The following is a 12,204-nucleotide window of genomic DNA, read 5'->3' as shown; positions in this document are numbered from 1 at the left end:
GCAGCAAACCCGAATCTGGTTATTCCGTCCTGCAGCAAGGCCTTTTCGTGCGGTAGGGCTACAATTTCATTTTCCCAACTGAGCAAGCGCGCCGCTCTGCCATGAAACCGCAAAAAACCGCAGCCAAGACCGTGAAAAACAAAAGCAAACCAGTTGAGTCGGAGGTCGCAGTGACCGCTGGTTTCTCCCTGGAGCCGGTGTACACGGCCTTGCGCAAGCGTTACCCCGCGGCCGCTCAGGCCGAGGCAGTGGCATTTGCCTCCAGCTTCTACAAGCGCATGGAGGCCGACGAGTTTCCCCATCACAGCGCTGAGGAATGGGCCGCGCTTGCTGCCGAAACGCTGGAATTCGCCCGCGCCCGCAAGTCCGGCAAGGCCAACGTCCGCGTCTTCAACCCGACGGTGAAGGCCAACGGTTGGGAATCGCCGCACACCGTGCTGCAGATCATCAACGACGACATGCCGTTCCTGGTCGACACCGTGACCATGTCGCTGGCCGAGCATGGCGTTGGCGTGCATGTGCTGGGCCACCCGGTGCTGCATTTCACCCGTGACAAGGCCGGCAAGCTGACCAAGGTCGGCGAGGGTCCGCTGGAATCGGTGATGCTGCTGGAGATCGACCGCCAGCCGGCCGAAGCCATGGCAGACATCGAGCAGGCCATCAACAAGGCGCTGGATGAAGTGCGCGCCATCGTGCGCGACTGGCAGCCGATGCAGGACAAGGCGCTGGCGCTGGCCGACGACCTCGGCAGCCGCCAGCTGCCCGTCGACGCTGCCTCGCGCAAGGAAGCACAGGAATTCCTGCGCTGGGCCGCCGACAACCACTTCACCTTCTTCGGCTACCGCGAGTACCGCGTCGAGAAGCAGGGCAAGGAAGACGTACTGGCACCGCTGAACGACACCGGCCTGGGCCTGATGCGCGGCAAGGACAAGTCGGCCGCACGTCCGGTCAAGACCCTGGCCGCCCAGGGTCTGAACACCACGTCCGGGTTGAAGGACGCGCTGATCCTGACCAAGACCAATGCCCGTTCGCGCGTGCACCGCGCCGGCTACATGGACTACATCGGCGTGCTGGAATTCGACGCCAAGGGCAAGATCATCGGCGAACAGCGCTTCCTCGGCCTGTTCACCTCCAGCGCCTACAACCGCCGCCCGTGGGAAATCCCGCTGGTGCGGCAGCGCTACGAACACGTGATGAAGCAGTCCGGCCTGGCCGGCTCCAGCCATAGCGGCAAGGCCCTGCGTCACATCCTGGAAACCCTGCCGCGCGAAGAACTGTTCCAGTCCAGCGAGGACGAACTGTTCCGCACCGCGATGGGCGTGCTGGGCCTGCAGGAGCGTGTGCGCAGCCGCCTGTTCCTGCGTCGCGACAAGTACAGCCGTTTCATTTCCGCGCTGGTCTACCTGCCGCGCGAGCGTTTCAACACCGACGTGCGCCTGCGCATCGAAGCGATGCTCAAGGAAGCACTGCACGGCGAGTACGTGGACAGCTCGGTGGTGCTGGGTGAATCGCCGTTGGCCCAGGTGCACCTGATCGTGCGTCCGAAGCCGGGCGAAATGCTCGACGTCGATACCGCCGAACTGGAGCAGAAGCTGGCCCAGGTGCTGCGCAACTGGCAGGACGATCTGCGCGAAGCGCTGGTCACCCGCCATGGCGAAGCCGAAGGCCTGCGCATTGCTGCGCGTATCGGCAAGGCGCTGCCGGCCGGTTACATCGAAGACAACAGCACCGCCGTTGCCGCCAACGATGTCAGCCAGCTCGATGCGCTGACCGGCCCGGACGACCTGCGCCTGAGCCTGCAGGCCGTGCCGCGCGAATCCGGCGATGGCCTGCGCCTGAAGCTGTACCGCCAGCTGGATGACATCCCGCTGTCGGACGCGCTGCCGATGATGGAAAACATGGGCCTGCGCGTGATCGCCGAGCGTCCGTACCGCCTGTCGGTGGACAACGCGCCGGTGTACGTGCAGGACTTCGAGGTCGAATCGACCGCTGGTGCGATCGATGCGGCCAGTGTCGACGAAGCCTTCGGTGAGACCTTCGCCCGCGTGTGGCACGGCGATGCCGAGAACGATGGCTTCAACCGCCTGGTGCTGGCGGCCGGCCTGCACTGGCGCCAGGTCGCCATGCTGCGCGGCTACTGCAAGTACCTGCTGCAGACCGGCGTGCCGTTCTCGCAGGCGTACGTGGAAGGTACCTTCACCCGCTACCCGCTGCTGGCACGCCTGCTGGTCGAACTGTTCGAAGCCCGCTTCGATCCGGCCACCGGTCATGAAAGCAAGGAAGACATCGCCACCGGCCAGGCCCAGCTGAAGGCCCACCTCGACGTGCTGGCTGCCGGCGACGAGGCCACCCTGAAGGTGCTCAAGACCGTGGTCGACGCCCGCAAGGGTGACCGCGATGCGCAGATGCAGGCCGCGCGCGAAGCGCTGCTGAAGCTGATGGACCGCGTGTCGAGCCTGGACGAGGACCGCATCCTGCGTTCCTTCATGGGCGTGATCGATGCGACCCTGCGCACCAGCTATTACCAGACCGATGGCAACGGCCAGCACGGCCATGTCATCAGCTTCAAGTTCGATTCGGCCCTGGTGCCGGATCTGCCGAAGCCGCGCCCGTACCGCGAAATCTTCGTGTACGGCCCGCGCGTGGAAGGTACCCACCTGCGCTTCGGTGCCGTCGCCCGTGGCGGCCTGCGCTGGTCGGATCGTCGCGAAGACTTCCGTACCGAAGTGCTGGGCCTGGTCAAGGCGCAGATGGTCAAGAACACCGTCATCGTGCCGGTCGGCGCGAAGGGTGGCTTCTTCGCCAAGATGCCGCCGGTGAACGGCGATCGCGATGCGATCTTCGCCAACGGTGTGGCCTGCTACAAGCTGTTCATCCAGGGCCTGCTGGACATCACCGACAACATCGTCAACAACAAGATCGTGCCGCCGGTGGATGTCGTGCGCCACGACATGGACGATCCGTACCTGGTGGTGGCCGCCGACAAGGGCACCGCGACCTTCTCCGACATCGCTAACGGCCTGGCCATCGCGCACGGCTTCTGGATGGGCGATGCGTTCGCCTCCGGTGGTTCGGTCGGCTACGACCACAAGGGCATGGGTATCACCGCGCGCGGCGCATGGGAGTCGGTCAAGCGCCACTTCCGTGCACTGGGCCGTGACAGCCAGACCCAGGACTTCACCGCGGTCGGCGTCGGCGACATGTCCGGCGACGTGTTCGGCAACGGCATGCTGTTGTCGCGCCACATCCGCCTGGTCGCTGCGTTCGACCACCGCCACATCTTCCTGGACCCGAACCCGGATGCAGCGACCACGTTCGTCGAACGTGAGCGTCTGTTCACCGTGCCGCGTTCGAGCTGGGCGGACTACGACGCCAAGCTGATCAGCAAGGGCGGCGGCGTGTATCCGCGCAGCCTGAAGTCGATCGAGATCACCCCGCAGGTGCGTGAGGTGCTGGGCCTGGACGAGAGCGTCAAGGCGCTGTCGCCGAATGACCTGATGAGCGCGATCCTGAAGGCGCCGGTCGACCTGCTGTGGAACGGCGGCATCGGTACCTACGTCAAGGCCGCAAGCGAGCAGCACAGCGATGTCGGCGACCGCGCCAACAACGCCCTGCGCGTGAACGGTGGCGAGCTGCGCTGCAAGGTGGTGGGCGAGGGCGGCAACCTGGGCATGACCCAGCTGGGCCGCATCGAAGCCGCCCAGGCCGGCGTGCTGCTCAACACCGACTTCATCGACAACTCGGCCGGTGTGGATACCTCCGACCATGAAGTCAACATCAAGATCCTGCTCAACGATGTGGTGCGGGCCAAGAAGCTGACCGTCGAGCAGCGCAACAAGCTGCTGGCGTCGATGACCGACGAAGTCGCTGCGCTGGTGCTCAACGACAACTACCGCCAGAACCAGGCGCTGAGCCTGATGGAGCGGATGGCGGTCAAGCGCCTGGGTTCCAAGCAGCACTTCATCCGTACGCTGGAACAGCAGGGCCTGCTGGATCGCCAGATCGAGTTCCTGCCGTCCGATGCCGAGCTGTCCCAGCGCAAGGCGCGCGGCCAGGGCCTGACCCGTCCGGAACTGTCGGTGCTGCTGTCCTATTCCAAGCTGGTGGCGTTCGCCCAGCTGCTGGATTCGGACATCCCGGAAGATCCGTACCTGTCCAAGGAACTGCAGCGCTACTTCCCGACCCCGCTGCAGAAGAAGTACGCCGACGCGATGGAGCGTCACCGCCTGAAGCGCGAAATCATCGCCACGGCCGTGACCAACCAGACCATCAACCGCATGGGCGCCACGTTCCTGATGCGCATGCAGGAAGACACCGGCCGCACCATCGCCGAGGTCGCCAAGGCCTACACCATCAGCCGCGAAACGCTGGATGCACGCGCGCTGTGGGCGCAGATCGACGCCCTCGACGGCACCCTGCCGGAGTCGGTGCAGATCGATGCGCTGGAAGTGATCTGGAAGCTGCAGCGTTCGTTCGTGCGCTGGCTGCTGTCGCGTCCGGGCCCGATGCCGGGCATCACCGAGGCGGTCAACCGCTACCAGGGTCCGTTCAACGACATCCGTGTTGCTTCGGGTGTGCTGCCGGATTCGCAGCGTCCGACCTACGAAGCCCTGGTGGCCGAGTGGAAGGAAAAGGGCCTGCCGTCGGCACTGGCACAGCAGCTGGCCGAACTGCACTTCCTGGAGCCGGCGTTCGACATCATCGAACTGGCCCGTACCCGCAAGCTGAAGCCGGTGGATGTCTCCAAGATCCACTTCCGCCTGGGCGACGCCCTGCAGCTGCCGTGGCTGTTCGAGCAGATCGACGCGCTGGAGGTCAACGGCCGCTGGCACGCGGTGGCACGTGGCGTGCTGCGCGACGAACTGGCCGCACACCACCGCAGCCTGGCTGGCCAGGTGCTGGCCACCAAGGGCAGCACCGCTGAAGCCAAGGTGGCCGCATGGATCGGTCGTGACGACAGCAGCCTGCGCTTCACCCTGGCGATGCTGGCCGAACTGGCCGAGCAGAAGACCCTGGACTACCCGACCGTTTCGGTCGCAGTGCAGCGCCTGGGTCAGCTCGCCGCCCACGGCGCGTAAGTGATGTAGTGCCAGGCCATGCCTGGCATGCGTGAACCGGAACGGCCCCGCGAAAGCGGGGCCGTTCTGTTTCTGCCCTTGACCTTTGCGACCACCTGACCCGACGCCGGCCGTGAATCTGCCAGGTGGATATGCCGGTCATCCGCCCCGCGGGGTCCAACTCCCGGCGCTCGGTTATGCTCTCCATCAAACCTCCCCGGATCCACCGATGAGCGACACCCCCCGCATCGCTTTCCTGGCCAGTACCACCGAACCGGCGCAGATGGCCCGCGCAGCGATGGTCTCGCGCTATGGCGACCACGCGCCCGACCAGGCCGACGTGCTGTGTCCGCTCGGTGGCGATGGCTTCATGCTGCAGACCCTGCATCGGCACGGACACCTGGGCAAACCGGTATTCGGCATGAAGCTGGGCACAGTGGGTTTCCTGATGAACCAGTACCGTGGCGACGACGACGTGCACGCGCGTATCGCTCGCGCCGAGCCGGCCCACCTGCGCCCGCTGGAAATGGTGGCGCTGACCGAATCGGGCACCACCACCGGGTCGCTGGCCTACAACGACGTCTCGCTGCTGCGGCAGACCCGGCAGGCGGCGCATATCGGCATCGACCTCAATGGCCAGGAGCGGGTGGGCGAACTGATCGGTGATGGTGTGCTGGTGGCAACCCCGGCCGGAAGCACCGCCTACAACTACTCGGCGCATGGACCGGTGCTGCCGCTGGGCTCGCACACCATCGCCCTGACGCCGCTGGCCCCGTATCGCCCGCGGCGCTGGCGCGGCGCCATCCTCAAGGCCGACACCGAAGTGCGCTTCCGCGTGCTCGATCCCTACAAGCGTCCGGTCAGCGTCACCGCCGATTCGCACGAGACCCGTGACGTGGTCGAAGTGACGATCCGTGAGTCGCGTGAGCACCGGGTGACCCTGCTGTTCGACCCGGAGCACAACCTGGAAGACCGGATCCTGAGCGAACAGTTCGTTTTTTGACGACAATAGGCGGCCGGCCCTGCCGACCGCTTGAAGGACCCCACCGATGGGCGACAACTCCCCCCGTTTGCTGACCGTCGCGGTGACCTCGCGTGCGCTGTTCGACCTGGAAGAAAGCCATGCGCTGTTCGAGAGCGATGGCGTGGCCGCCTATGCCGAGTACCAGCGCCAGCACGAGGACGACATCCTCGGGCCGGGCGTGGCCTTCCCGGTGGTGCGCAAACTGCTGGCGCTGAACCAGGGCGCCAGCCCCGAGAACCCGCGCGTGGAAGTGATCCTGCTGTCGCGCAACTCGGCCGATACCGGCCTGCGCATCTTCAATTCCATCCAGCACTACGGGCTGGGCATCATCCGCGCGACCTTCACCGCCGGTGAGCCGACGTGGCCGTACGTGAAGCCGTTCGGCACCGACCTGTTCCTGTCGGCCAACCCGGAATCGGTGCGCAGCGCGCTGCGCCATGGCATCGCCGCGGCGACCATCCTGCCCAAGCCGCCGGGCGAGACCGCTGCCGCTGCCGCCGACCAGATCGACATCACCCGCCCGGCCGGGCAGCTGCGCATCGCCTTCGATGGTGATGCGGTGATCTTCGGTGATGAGAGCGAGCGCATCTCGCGCGAGCAGGGCGTGGAAGCCTTCGGCCGGCACGAACGCGAACGTGCACGCGAGCCACTCAGTGGCGGTCCGTTCCGTGGTTTCCTCTCGGCGCTGCACACCTTGCAGGAAGTATTCCCGGCTGGCGACAGCGCGCCCATCCGCACGGCGCTGGTGACCGCGCGTTCGGCACCGGCGCACGAGCGGGTGATCCGCACCCTGCGCGAATGGGGCGTACGCCTGGACGAGGCGCTGTTCCTCGGTGGTCGGCACAAGGGTCCGTTCCTGCAGGCGTTCGGTGCCGATATCTTCTTCGACGATTCGCAGCACAACATCGACAGTGCGCGTGAACACGTGGCGGCCGGCCATGTGCCGCATGGTGTAGCCAACGAGGGCTGAAACCATGGCCGGTGCGTGCCAACCGTTGGTTGGCACTGCCATACATCGGCGCCCACCAAGGTGGGCGTCTACCAGAGCGGGGCTACGGGCTTCCCGACATCCCCAACTGCAGGTCCACCACTTTCCAGCGCAGGCCCTGCGGTTCCAGCACTACCTTCAACGGTGGCTGGCCGGGGCCGCGATCGACGTCGACCACGAAGCGGTCCAGCGCTTCGAAGTGGTGTTCGGCGTTCTTCAGCGGTCGCGCCGGTTCGGTCGTGCCGAAGGCATCGCCACCCTGCAGTTCATTGCGGCCGCGCTTCCACAGCACGTGGCCCTGCAGCATCGCGCCGATGCCGGTGGGGGTGACCATGGTGTCCACCGCGGCGCCGCCCAGTTGGTCGCCCAACCCGTACAGCAGCGCGCCGAAGGGGCTGGCAGCCACCTCGGGGCCGGCCTGGCGCACCAGGTAATCATTGAGCTGGGCGCGCAGGCTGGTGCGCACGCGTGGGAAATCCACGTAGCGTTCCAGGCGCGCGGTGTCGCGTTGTTCGATGGTCTTGGACAGGCCATGCACGGTCAGGTAGGGGCCGCCGAACCACCAGGCGGCCACGCCCATGACCAGCAGGATTACGAGCGCAATGAGTTTCTTCATGCCGCACAGACTGCCGCAACTGCGGCAGTACCGGGTGAAGACTCAATGACTGGGCGAGCCGCGGCCATCTCCGAATGCGTCGATCAGCAGCTGGCGTTCGGCCACGGTCAATGCGTCCAGTTGCGTGGCCAGTACTTCGTCCAGGCTCTGGATGCGGGTGGTGCCGAGGATGCCGCTGGCCACGCCAGGATGGCCCAGCGCATAGGCGAAGGCGGTCTGGGCGGGACGCTGGCTGTGGATCGCCGCTACCGCCCTGCGCATCTGGCGTGCGCTGCGCATCAATTGACGACTGCTCGGCTTGAGCCAGGCGCGGGCCAGGTACCAGGCGTCGGCCAGGCGTGGCAGGCGTGGCCGGGCGGGCAGGAGATGTCCCTGTGCCAGCACCGTACCCGCCAGCACACCGATGCCGACTGCCTGCAGCTGGTCGATCAGGGGCTCGCGGTCCTGCTGGAGGGCGTTGTAGTCAAGTAGAGCCACGTCGAAGAGCGTCGGGTTGGCGATCATCCAGCGTAATGTCGATGCGGAATGCGTGTTGATGCCGGTGTGCCGGATCAGACCGCGTTCCCGCAGGCGCTGCAGGGCGGCCAGCAGGTCGTCGTTGATGTCGTGCTCGCTGGCACCGTGCAACTGATAGATATCGAGATAATCAAGGCCGAGATTGCGCAGCGAGGCCTCGCAGCTGGCGGTGATCGCCACGGCCGAGAAGTTGCGCTGCTCGGCGCCGCTGATGCCGGCCTGGCCGGTCAGCGTGCCGCCCTTGCTGGAGATGACCAGTGAATGGCGCGGATAGCGCGCCAGCAGGGGACGCAGGATCCGGCCCAGACGTGGCTCAGCATGGAAGCCCGAGTAGTTGTGGCCGGTATCGAGCAGGTTTACGCCATGTGCCAGTGCGTGCTCGACCACATCGGCTGCCGTCGCCTCGGAGAAACGGTGGTGTCCCCAGAAACCGGAACAGCCCAGGCCGATCGGCGAAACGGCCAGGTCCGTGCGGCCCAGCGTGCGACGTTGTCGCGCCAGTCCCATCAGAACTCCAGATCCAACGCAGCGCACAGGTAGTCGACGAACGGGCCCAGCGCCGCCAGGTCCTTGCCGAGCGTGGACAGCAGGCGCGGGCCGGTCATCGTGGCATCGTCCAGCGAACGCCACATCACCCAGTTGCGGTGCTTGAGGTCATCGATGAATTCGAAGTCGGCCGGAAAACCACGGGGCGGGCGCACCAGCTTCTCGGTTTCCTCGAAGTCGAAACGCTTGCGCAGCGCCGGTGCATGCGCGGCTGCCTTCCAGCTGCCGGGGTTGTCGAGGATGAAGTGGCGGACGCGGCGCTGGGTATCCGGTTCGGGATGCCACAGCCCGGCGCCGACGAAGCTCTCGCCCGGTTGCAGGTGCACGTAGAACGAGGGTGCAGCCACTTCGCGGCGGCGCTCATGGAACAGGCGTGCACCCTGCCAGGTTTTGTACGGCGACTTGTCATGGGAGAAGCGCGCATCGCGGTGGATGCGGAACAACGAACCGCCCACGCCACGGGTGTCTGCGCGGAAGTGGTCGCTGACCTCGGTCAGCGCCGGCTGCAGGTCACCCAGCAGGCGCAGGAACGGCTGCCGAACGTGGTCTTCATACTGCTGGCGATGGTCGTTGAACCAGGTCTTGTCGTTGTGCAGCGCCAGGCTGCGCAGGAACTTGAAACTGGCATCGGAGAAATAGGTGCTCACAGGTCCTCCTGCAGGTGCTGGCCCCAGTCACGCAGCGATTGCAGCAGCGCGGCGCGGCGGGCGTCGTCGGGTGCGTCGGCCGCCAGCGCGTCGAGCTGCTGCTGGTACTGGGCCAGGTTGAGTTCGCCCAGGCCTTCCTCGCCGAACAGGCGCTGGCGGCGATAGGCCTTCCAGCGCTCGTGCTCTTCCGGTGCGAGGCTGCCGGGATGATTGCGGGCGCGATAGCGGAACAGCAGTTCGGGCAGGCGCGGATCGCGGAAGCGGCCTTCCAGCGCTGCCAGCTGCTCGGCCGGCGTGGTCCGTGCCAGTGCCAGCAGCGGTTTGTCACCGGCACCGAGGAAGCCGTCGTACAGCGAAGCGTCCACATCGGACACGCTCGCCGCGCGCGGCTGGTTGTAGACCTGGCGCGCCTTCTCGGCCAGCTGTGGAGCAAACGCGCGCAGTCGTTCGACCTTGGCTTCGATCGCCGCCACGTCCAATCCGAGTCGTGCGTGGTCATCGGCGCGCAGGTGGTTCCAGGCGACCAGCGCCGGCACCTTGTTCAGGTGTACTTCCTTCAGCGGTACCCGGGCGACGCCTTCGGGCAGTTCGCTGGCACGCAGGTACAGGCGCTGGGCGATCACCTCGGCGGGTAGTTCCAACAGGTCATCGATGTCGCCATCGAGGTCGAACACGATCACCCTGTTGTTGATGGTCGGATGTACCGCCAGCGTCAGCACCGGCGCCGCGCACAGGCGACTGGCCGGATAGCGCATGGAAATGTGCAGCACCGGCTTCAACGCGGTGATGTCGAGCAGGCTGCCGACGAAACGCTTGTCGCGCAGCTTCAACGCGTAGTCCCACAGGCGCGGCTGCGACTGCTTGAACAGGCGCGCCATGCCGATCGTGGCGCGCACGTCCGACAGTGCTTCGTGGGCATCGCCTTCGCGCACGCCATTGGCCTCGGCCAGGTGTTCGAGTTTGAACGACGTGGCGCCGTCCTCGCGCTTGGGCCAGTGGATGCCCTCCGGACGGATGGCATGCATCAGCCGCAGCATGTCCAGCAGGTCCCAGCGCGAATTACCGTTGCGCCACTCGCGTTCGTACGGGTCGTGGAAGTTGCGGAACAGGCCGTAGCGGATGAACTCGTCGTCGAAGCGCAGGGTGTTGTAACCCAGCGCGCAGGTGCCGGGGCGCGACAGCTGCTCGTTGATGCGATCGAATGCTTCGGCTTCGCTGATGCCTTCGGCCAGCGCCTGCTGCGGGGTGATGCCGGTGACCATCGTGGCCATCGGCGAGGGCAGCAGATCGTCGGCCGGGCGAACAAAGAAGCTGACCGGCGTGTCGATTTCATTGAGATCGCTGTCGGTGCGGATCGCCGCGTACTGGGCGATGCGGGTACGGCGCGGATCCTGGCCGAAGGTTTCCAGATCGTAGAACAGGAAGCTGTCGGCCATCAGTGCGCGCCCTCCAGCACCGGCAGCCGCGCATGGATCTGCGCCTCCAGTGCATTCCATTCGATGTTGTCCAGCGTATCGTGGCCAGCGGTGGCGGTGATCAGCATCTCGCGCTGGATGTCGGTGCGGCGCAGTGCCTCGGCATAGGGCGTGTGCAGGAAGGTCACCATCGTGTAGTGCGGCACGAAGCGCGTCGGCCAGCGCTGCTGCAGCTCCTGTTCCAGCTCACGCTGCAGCAGGAAGGCCGGATCGGCCACCCGGTCGCGCATTTCCAGATAGTTCTCCAGCGCCATCTGCTGGATCGCACGCGCGTTCGGTTTGCGTTCGGCTTCGAACGCCGCGAACGCACCCTGCAGGTCGTCCGCCTCCATCAGATGGCGGGCCAGTGCCACGCAGTCCTCGAACGCACAGTTCATGCCCTGGCCGTGGAACGGCACCATCGCGTGCGCAGCATCGCCGATCAGCACGGCGCGGTCCTGCTGGTGCCAGCGTTCCAGGGTGAGCGTGCCGAGCAGGCCCGGCGGATGCTGCTCCCAGTCCGCACGCAGGTTGGGAATCAGCGGCAGGGTATCGGCGAACTCGCGCGCGAACAGTGCTTCCGCCTGGGCGCCGGTGTTGACCGTAGCGAAGCTCGGATCGCCCTGGTTGGGCAGGAACAGGGTGACGGTGAACGTGCCCTCGTGGTTGGGCAGGGCGATGCACATGTAGTGGCCACGCGGCCAGATGTGCAGCGCATTGCGCTCGATACGGAAGCCGCCATCGTCGGTGGGCGGGATCTCCAGTTCCTTGTAGGAATGGTCGAGGAAGGCAATGTCCTCGCCCAGCGGTTCGCGCCGGTTCATCGCTGCACGCAGCGCCGAGCCTGCGCCGTCGGCACCCACCAGCGTATCGAAGCGGATATCGTGCGGACTGTCGTCACGATCATCGATGAAGCGCGCGTAGCCTGCATCGAAATCGACCGTGTGCAGGCGCCGGTGGAAATGCACGGTGGCACCAGCCTGCTCGGCCAGTTCCAGCAGTGTGGTGTTGAGGTCGCTGCGATGGATCGACCAGATCACTTCGCTGTCGTCGCGACCGTAGCGCTGCAGTTGCGGCGCGCCGTCGCGCGGATGCACCATGCGCCCGCGCATCATCACCGCGCGTGCCATCACTTCCTCTTCCACGCCGGCCTGGCGCAACGCGTTGCGTCCGCGCTCGGCCAGGGCCAGGTTGATCGAGCGGCCGCTTTCGTAATCGGCGATGCGTGGATCGCCACGGCGTTCGTACAGGGTGATGCGCCAGCCCTGCCGTGACAGCAGGATGGCCAGCAGGGATCCGGCCAGGCCGGCGCCGACAATGCTCAGCGAGCGGGATGCATGTGCGATCAACGAACTG

8 protein-coding genes are annotated in these 12,204 nt (G+C 66.1%); 3 read left to right on the top strand and 5 right to left on the bottom strand.

All coding sequences use genetic code 11. From position 1 onward, the window contains the following. The first annotated feature begins 101 nt into the window (after positions 1 to 101). The 3 genes from ACFX4F_RS08795 to ACFX4F_RS08785 all read left to right on the top strand — a co-directional run bounded on the left by ACFX4F_RS08795 (position 102) and on the right by ACFX4F_RS08785 (position 7,051). Positions 102 to 5,078: an NAD-glutamate dehydrogenase gene (locus tag ACFX4F_RS08795; protein WP_380654221.1), complete on the top strand. Its 4,977-nt coding sequence runs from the start codon at positions 102 to 104 to the stop codon at positions 5,076 to 5,078. 208 nt (positions 5,079 to 5,286) lie between these two features. Next, complete coding sequence (locus tag ACFX4F_RS08790) at positions 5,287 to 6,060, top strand: NAD kinase (protein ID WP_089236114.1); 774 nt, start codon at positions 5,287 to 5,289, stop codon at positions 6,058 to 6,060. A gap of 46 nt (positions 6,061 to 6,106) precedes the next feature. After that, complete coding sequence (locus ACFX4F_RS08785; protein ID WP_033831508.1) at positions 6,107 to 7,051, top strand: 5'-nucleotidase; 945 nt, start codon at positions 6,107 to 6,109, stop codon at positions 7,049 to 7,051. A gap of 82 nt (positions 7,052 to 7,133) precedes the next feature. Here the strand turns inward: ACFX4F_RS08785 and ACFX4F_RS08780 are convergent, their stop codons facing one another. The 5 genes from ACFX4F_RS08780 to ACFX4F_RS08760 are packed head-to-tail and all read right to left on the bottom strand — an operon-like array spanning position 7,134 to position 12,197. Then, positions 7,134 to 7,685, bottom strand: a complete 552-nt coding sequence (locus ACFX4F_RS08780) for a DUF2939 domain-containing protein (RefSeq protein ID WP_380654216.1) — start codon at positions 7,683 to 7,685, stop codon at positions 7,134 to 7,136. Between the two features lie 42 nt (positions 7,686 to 7,727). Beyond that, positions 7,728 to 8,708: an aldo/keto reductase gene (locus tag ACFX4F_RS08775; protein WP_380654213.1), complete on the bottom strand. Its 981-nt coding sequence runs from the start codon at positions 8,706 to 8,708 to the stop codon at positions 7,728 to 7,730. After that, entirely contained in the window at positions 8,708 to 9,394 is a 687-nt protein-coding gene (locus ACFX4F_RS08770) for a DUF2461 domain-containing protein (protein WP_099820774.1), read from the bottom strand. The genes ACFX4F_RS08775 and ACFX4F_RS08770 overlap by 1 nt, the downstream gene beginning before the upstream one ends. Further along, the gene (gene sbcB, locus ACFX4F_RS08765; RefSeq protein WP_099820773.1) at positions 9,391 to 10,830 is read right to left on the bottom strand and encodes an exodeoxyribonuclease I; all 1,440 of its coding nucleotides are present in this window, start codon (positions 10,828 to 10,830) and stop codon (positions 9,391 to 9,393) included. The genes ACFX4F_RS08770 and sbcB overlap by 4 nt, the downstream gene beginning before the upstream one ends. Next, complete coding sequence (locus tag ACFX4F_RS08760) at positions 10,830 to 12,197, bottom strand: FAD-dependent oxidoreductase (protein WP_380654208.1); 1,368 nt, start codon at positions 12,195 to 12,197, stop codon at positions 10,830 to 10,832. The genes sbcB and ACFX4F_RS08760 overlap by 1 nt, the downstream gene beginning before the upstream one ends. Positions 12,198 to 12,204 lie beyond the last annotated feature (7 nt).

This window comes from Stenotrophomonas sp. YIM B13575, from assembly GCF_042787595.1.
Lineage (GTDB): Bacteria > Pseudomonadota > Gammaproteobacteria > Xanthomonadales > Xanthomonadaceae > Stenotrophomonas > Stenotrophomonas lactitubi_B.
The sequence above is the reverse complement of the archived record's forward strand: the minus strand, read 5'-3'. Positions and strand labels throughout refer to the sequence as shown.

Excerpts from the sequence above, each read along its gene's own strand:
- ACFX4F_RS08795 (WP_380654221.1), top strand. The coding sequence starts at position 102 with ATGAAACCGCAAAAAACCGCAGCCAAGACCGTGAAAAACAAAAGCAAA.
- ACFX4F_RS08790 (WP_089236114.1), top strand. The coding sequence starts at position 5,287 with ATGAGCGACACCCCCCGCATCGCTTTCCTGGCCAGTACCACCGAACCG.
- ACFX4F_RS08785 (WP_033831508.1), top strand. The coding sequence starts at position 6,107 with ATGGGCGACAACTCCCCCCGTTTGCTGACCGTCGCGGTGACCTCGCGT.
- ACFX4F_RS08780 (WP_380654216.1), bottom strand. The coding sequence starts at position 7,685 with ATGAAGAAACTCATTGCGCTCGTAATCCTGCTGGTCATGGGCGTGGCC.
- ACFX4F_RS08775 (WP_380654213.1), bottom strand. The coding sequence starts at position 8,708 with ATGGGACTGGCGCGACAACGTCGCACGCTGGGCCGCACGGACCTGGCC.
- sbcB (WP_099820773.1), bottom strand. The coding sequence starts at position 10,830 with ATGGCCGACAGCTTCCTGTTCTACGATCTGGAAACCTTCGGCCAGGAT.